The sequence below is a fragment of the Klebsiella grimontii genome, from assembly GCF_900200035.1.
Taxonomy (GTDB): domain Bacteria; phylum Pseudomonadota; class Gammaproteobacteria; order Enterobacterales; family Enterobacteriaceae; genus Klebsiella; species Klebsiella grimontii.
On record NZ_FZTC01000038.1, the window covers coordinates 1 to 5126 of the forward strand.

4 protein-coding genes and 3 pseudogenes are annotated in these 5126 nt (G+C 46.8%); 1 reads left to right on the forward strand and 6 read right to left on the reverse strand.

Going from position 1 to position 5126, the window contains the following annotated elements; genetic code table 11:
- Positions 1-232 (forward strand): annotated as a pseudogene (locus KOSB73_RS27070) (IS5/IS1182 family transposase); the annotation flags it as partial.
- A 740-nt stretch (positions 233-972) separates the two neighbouring features.
- Here the strand turns inward: KOSB73_RS27070 and KOSB73_RS31435 are convergent.
- From KOSB73_RS31435 to KOSB73_RS27100, 6 genes and pseudogenes are all read right to left on the reverse strand, one after another.
- Positions 973-1188, reverse strand: coding sequence for a hypothetical protein (locus tag KOSB73_RS31435; protein ID WP_306767812.1), 216 nt, complete (start codon positions 1186-1188; stop codon positions 973-975).
- Positions 1170-2150, reverse strand: coding sequence for an IS5-like element ISKpn26 family transposase (locus tag KOSB73_RS27080; protein ID WP_000019441.1), 981 nt, complete (start codon positions 2148-2150; stop codon positions 1170-1172). Before KOSB73_RS27080 ends, KOSB73_RS31435 begins: the two co-directional genes overlap by 19 nt.
- Before the next feature lie 60 nt (positions 2151-2210).
- Positions 2211-2495: pseudogene (locus KOSB73_RS31265) on the reverse strand (cytochrome b/b6 domain-containing protein); the annotation flags it as partial.
- Positions 2496-2932: 437 nt separating this feature from the next.
- Positions 2933-3307 (reverse strand): cytochrome b562, encoded by a 375-nt coding sequence (locus KOSB73_RS27090; RefSeq protein WP_011977761.1) that lies wholly within the window; start codon positions 3305-3307, stop codon positions 2933-2935.
- Between the two features lie 111 nt (positions 3308-3418).
- On the reverse strand, positions 3419-4372 hold the full coding sequence (locus KOSB73_RS27095; RefSeq protein WP_001198018.1) for a cation diffusion facilitator family transporter: 954 nt from the start codon (positions 4370-4372) through the stop codon (positions 3419-3421).
- A 227-nt stretch (positions 4373-4599) separates the two neighbouring features.
- Positions 4600-5126, reverse strand: a pseudogene (locus KOSB73_RS27100) (IS3-like element ISSen4 family transposase); the annotation flags it as partial.

A 5126-nucleotide genomic window follows, 5' to 3' on the forward strand; every position in this document is an offset into this window, starting at 1 on the left:
ATCCCCGACGAAACCACCATTCTCAACTTCCGCCGCTTGCTGGAGAAACACGAGCTGGCGGCCGGCATCCTCGCTGTCATCAATGGCTCTGGGCGACCGCGGCCTGTCGCTGCGCCAGGGCACCATCGTCGATGCAACGCTGATCAATGCGCCCAGTTCGACCAAGAACAAGGACGGCAAGCGCGACCCGGAAATGCACCAGACCAAGAAGGGAAACCAGTATTATTTCGGCAGTGCGACCTGAAAGTCGCATGGGTTTCTGTTCCGCAGGTTAACGCCCGACGGAACCGACTGTTCCACCACTCGTTCCCTACCCAGACAGGCGTGGCCGGTAACAGCCGGGTCTGAAGCTCTGGGGACAATGTAACCGCCGATATTTCGGTAGGTCGAACCGCGAGGCCAGACTGAATCTGCCAGCATCAAGGCGGAGAGGCGCTAGGGATGAACAGGTACCCGCCAACTGCACGGGGGTGATGGTGCTCGCTTGGCGACTGGCTTCTTGCTGGAGGTTAGAGATTGCTTCGGCAATTGCCTTGGTCTGAGCCACATAGCTGCCGGATAGGTTGGCAATCACAATGCAGCAACGCGGTAACTCCAGAGCGGCGCTCATCAGGCAGCTGAGTGTGTAGGTGCTCACGGTAGCCAGCGTACCGCCGCCGATGACAGTAGTGCTCGCGTTTTCAAGGTAGGGCGGCAACTCATCGAGCATGATCAGGGTCGGTTTGTCCCCGATAATTTTCTTCCAGCCAGCCTGATCGACCGCGCGAGGGCCATTGACCCAGTAGGGGGAACCGCAGAATTCGGAAAAAATCGTACGCTAAGCTAACGGTGTTCTCGTGACAGCTCTTTGACTAGGCTTTCTAAGGCCATTCTGATAGCCCTGACTTCCTGAAAAGCCATGGCTAAAATTTGTGCGGCTAAAAGGGATACCGATGGTAAAGTAAGTTATCCCTGTCGAGATACTGAAAAGCGTTATCCTCGTTTTTCCCAAAACTGTTTTGCCAGTTCGCTCAGAGCGCTAGGGAAGGTGCGAATAAGCAGGTCATTTCTTCCCAAGCTGACTCGCTGATTAAAATTTCGCGGATCTGGGCCGATTTTTTTCCCGCAAACACATCGAATCAGCCTATTTAGGCTATTTTTTCCACCATTTCTGGCGTTATTTCCGGTTTTTACTGAGATCTCTCCCACTGACGTATCATTTGGTCCACCCGAAACAGGTTGGCCAGGGTGAATAACATCGCCAGTTGGTTATCGTTTTTCAGCAGCCCCTTGTATCTGGCTTTCACGAAGCCGAACTGCCGCTTGATGATGCGAAACGGGTGCTCCACCTTGGCACGGATGCTGGCTTTCATGTATTCGATGTTGATGGCCGTTTTGTTCTTGCGCGGATGCTGCTTCAAGGTTTTTACCTTGCCGGGACGCTCGGCGATCAGCCAGTCCACATCCACCTCGGCCAGCTCCTCGCGCTGTGGCGCTCCTTGGTAGCCGGCATCGGCTGAGACAAATTGCTCCTCTCCATGAAGCAGATTACCCAGCTGATTGAGGTCATGCTCGTTGGCCGCGGTGGTGACTAGGCTGTGGGTCAGGCCACTCTTGGCATCGACACCAATGTGGGCCTTCATGCCAAAGTGCCACTGATTGCCTTTCTTGGTCTGATGCATCTCCGGATCGCGTTGCTGCTCTTTGTTCTTGGTAGAGCTGGGTGCCTCAATGATGGTGGCATCCACCAAAGTGCCTTGGGTCATCATGACGCCTGCTTCGGCCAGCCAGCGATTGATGGTCTTGAACAATTGACGGGCCAGTTGATGCTGCTCGAGCAGGTGGCGGAAATTCATGATGGTGGTGCGATCCGGCAGGGCGCTATCCAGGGATAATCGGGCAAACAGGCGCATGGAGGCGATTTCGTACAGGGCATCTTCCATGGCACCGTCGCTCAGGTTGTACCAATGCTGCATGCAGTGAATACGCAGCATGGTCTCCAGCGGATAGGGCCGTCGGCCATTGCCCGCCTTGGGATAAAACGGCTCGATGACAGCGGTCATATTCTGCCATGGCAGAATCTGCTCCATGCGGGAGAGGAAAATCTCTTTTCGGGTCTGACGGCGCTTAGTGCTGAATTCACTATCGGCGAAGGTGAGTTGATGGCTCATGATGTCCCTCTGGGATGCGCTCCGGATGAATATGATGATCTCATATCAGGAACTTGTTCGCACCTTCCCTCGAAAATCAAGAGTCAGCCAAGCAAAATAGTAATGAAATCCTCGTTGTGTTAGCATCCATGCAAGCATGATTAACCCAAGAACAATCAGTGATAATCCAGTGATAACATGGAACCATGTAACGAACCCTGTGAGAGTATAGTCACTGAGAGCATCGCTTTCGGTAAGATTTGAACTAACAATCTGCAATAAAATCAATACAGCTAAGATGATATGAAGCACACGTAGAAATGGTGTGTCTTTGTGAGGGAGAGCATTACGTAAATTTTCATTCATAATTTAGCCACTTTGTTAGGGGTGGTTGACCAAATCAACATGCCTTTTTATTAACGAAACCTTAACTTATCGGAACTAAACAATACTCTTTAATCAGAGAATGGTATCTAAACCTATAGTACATCACATCAGTAATATGAAGAGATTACCATGAAGAAGTGTTTTTCCAGCCAAGAGATCATCAGTATGTTTCAGTGAAGCACGAAGCGGGTATATCCGCCCCGTGCAACATCAATAGGACTTAGCTTATGTTGAGGCAATGTAGCATCGGTAAGCATGTTTGCGACCCCAACATTTTTATATGTACTGAGCAGATAAGATAACGTATTATAATTTCTTCACCAGGGCATAACTATCCATTCTAATACAAGCAGCTATATCATGTCAGTTCCGGGATATCTTTCCAGCATATCTACTTTCTCCTGATAGTTCCCGGTTCAGTCAACGCCAAGTTTATTATGGTATTTTCTCATCATACTGCCCAGTTTCTGTGCTGCAATTTTCCCAGCGTCAAGACCTTCCTTTTCAGCGGTACTTTCAACAGCAGTTACCTCATCAATCAGAAGTGACATACCTGCAACATACGTTTCCCTGTCATACCCCTCTACCGGGCCGTTCAAGATGGACTCTGCTGTTGATTTCAGATCCTGCATATCTTTCCTGAAAGATGTAACGTCCTCCTCCTTAAGTGCTGCGCGGTAGCTTTTATTCATCATCTTCATGGCATGTTCAACACCGTCAGAACCAGCTATTACACTGGTAGATAAAACAAGGGCTGTTCCTATTATAACACTATGCATAATTTTTCTCATAATAACCCCACATTGTTTACTATCATTTAAAAAAATCACAATCCGAAGACGTAACATTGAGCAAAGAAAATAATTATTTGCCAATTTCCCCGAAGAAAATCAGCATTAAAATTATTGTTTATGATTATTTACACTTCCATAATCAAGGCCACTTACCTCCTTAAAAAAAGGGTCAACATGCGTCATGACATTTAATACATGATGATTATCTAAAACTGATTTCCTGGCTAAAACAGCAATGTCATGCCCTACTTTCACTGATAAATTACCATTAATTTCCAGATGAACATCAACAACAACAAGATCTCCCATTTTACGGGTTTTGAGATCATGGATACCTTCAACTCCAGGCGTTGACAATAATGTGGTTTTTATTTTATTTTCAGTTTCAATATCCACGGATCTGTCCATCAAGTCATGAAGCGAATCTGACATAAATGAATATCCCATTCTGGTTACAATCAGTCCGACAACCATTGCAGCAACTGGGTCGAGTAATTTAAAACCTGATAAGTTCCCAATAATACCAATAGCCACAACCAAAGACGAAGCGGCATCAGAGCGTGCATGCCAGGCATTAGCGACCAGCATAGTGGATTTTACTCGGGTTGCTACGGCAAGCATATAGCGAAAAAGAAGCTCTTTGATAACCAGTGCGGCTAAAGCCACCCACAGAGCAACAATATGTACCTGAGGAATATCATCTGGTTGTTTCATTTTATTTACTGCTGACCATAACATGCCGATGCCAACAATAAATAAAATTGTCCCCAGAATTAATGATGCACCATTTTCATAACGATGATGACCGTAGTGATGGTCATCATCGGGATTTTTTTTACTTTTATGGTTTGCAATGAGTACAACAAAGTCTGAGACTAAATCAGACAGGGAATGAATACCATCCGCGATAAGTCCCTGAGATCCAGAAAATATACCAGTAATCACCTGCCCGGATGTCAGAAAACAATTAACAAGCACACTAACCCACGTACTTTTACGGGCCGCGATGAAACGCTCATGAGAACTAATATCAATATCATCCGTAAATTTGTTTACCTGCATCAGAAACTCCTTATAACAGCATCAACAGTTAATACTAAACAGACTATCCTTCCCGGACAGGTTCTGTGGCGAAAATATAATAATTGGTGAGATTTATTCCTGTAAAGGACGTGCCATGTTTGTGATGACATTCATTTATCATAATTTTTAAACATTAATTTATTCTTAACAGAATATGAAAAAATTGACAGTTACCACTGACCTGCCCCCACGATTAGATACAACACTCAGTTAGTAACGTCGGAATCTTCATTCTCAGAATGACCCTTTCTCCAGCCCGCTGCAAATTCAGACGGTGTCTGATAATTCAGCGTGGAGTGCGGGCGGCATTCGTTATAATCCTGCCGCCAGTCATTAATAATTTTCCTGGCATGAACGATATCGCTGAACCAGTGCTCATTCAAACATTCATCGCGAAATCGTCCGTTAAAGCTCTCAATAAATCCGTTCTGCGTTGGCTTGCCCGGCTGGATTAAGCGCAACTCAACACCATGCTCAAAGGCCCATTGATCCAGTGCACGGCAAGTGAACTCCGGCCCCTGGTCAGTTCTTATCGTCGCCGGATAGCCTCGAAACAGTGCAATGCTGTCCAGAATACGCGTGACCTGAACGCCTGAAATCCCAAAGGCAACAGTGACCGTCAGGCATTCCTTTGTGAAATCATCGACGCAGGTAAGACACTTGATCCTGCGACCGGTGGAAAGTGCGTCCATGACGAAATCCATCGACCAGGTGTAGTGGTCAACTAAAACTG

Excerpts from the sequence above, each read along its gene's own strand:
- KOSB73_RS27080 (WP_000019441.1), bottom strand. The coding sequence starts at position 2,150 with ATGAGCCATCAACTCACCTTCGCCGATAGTGAATTCAGCACTAAGCGC.
- KOSB73_RS27090 (WP_011977761.1), bottom strand. The coding sequence starts at position 3,307 with ATGAGAAAAATTATGCATAGTGTTATAATAGGAACAGCCCTTGTTTTA.
- KOSB73_RS27095 (WP_001198018.1), bottom strand. The coding sequence starts at position 4,372 with ATGCAGGTAAACAAATTTACGGATGATATTGATATTAGTTCTCATGAG.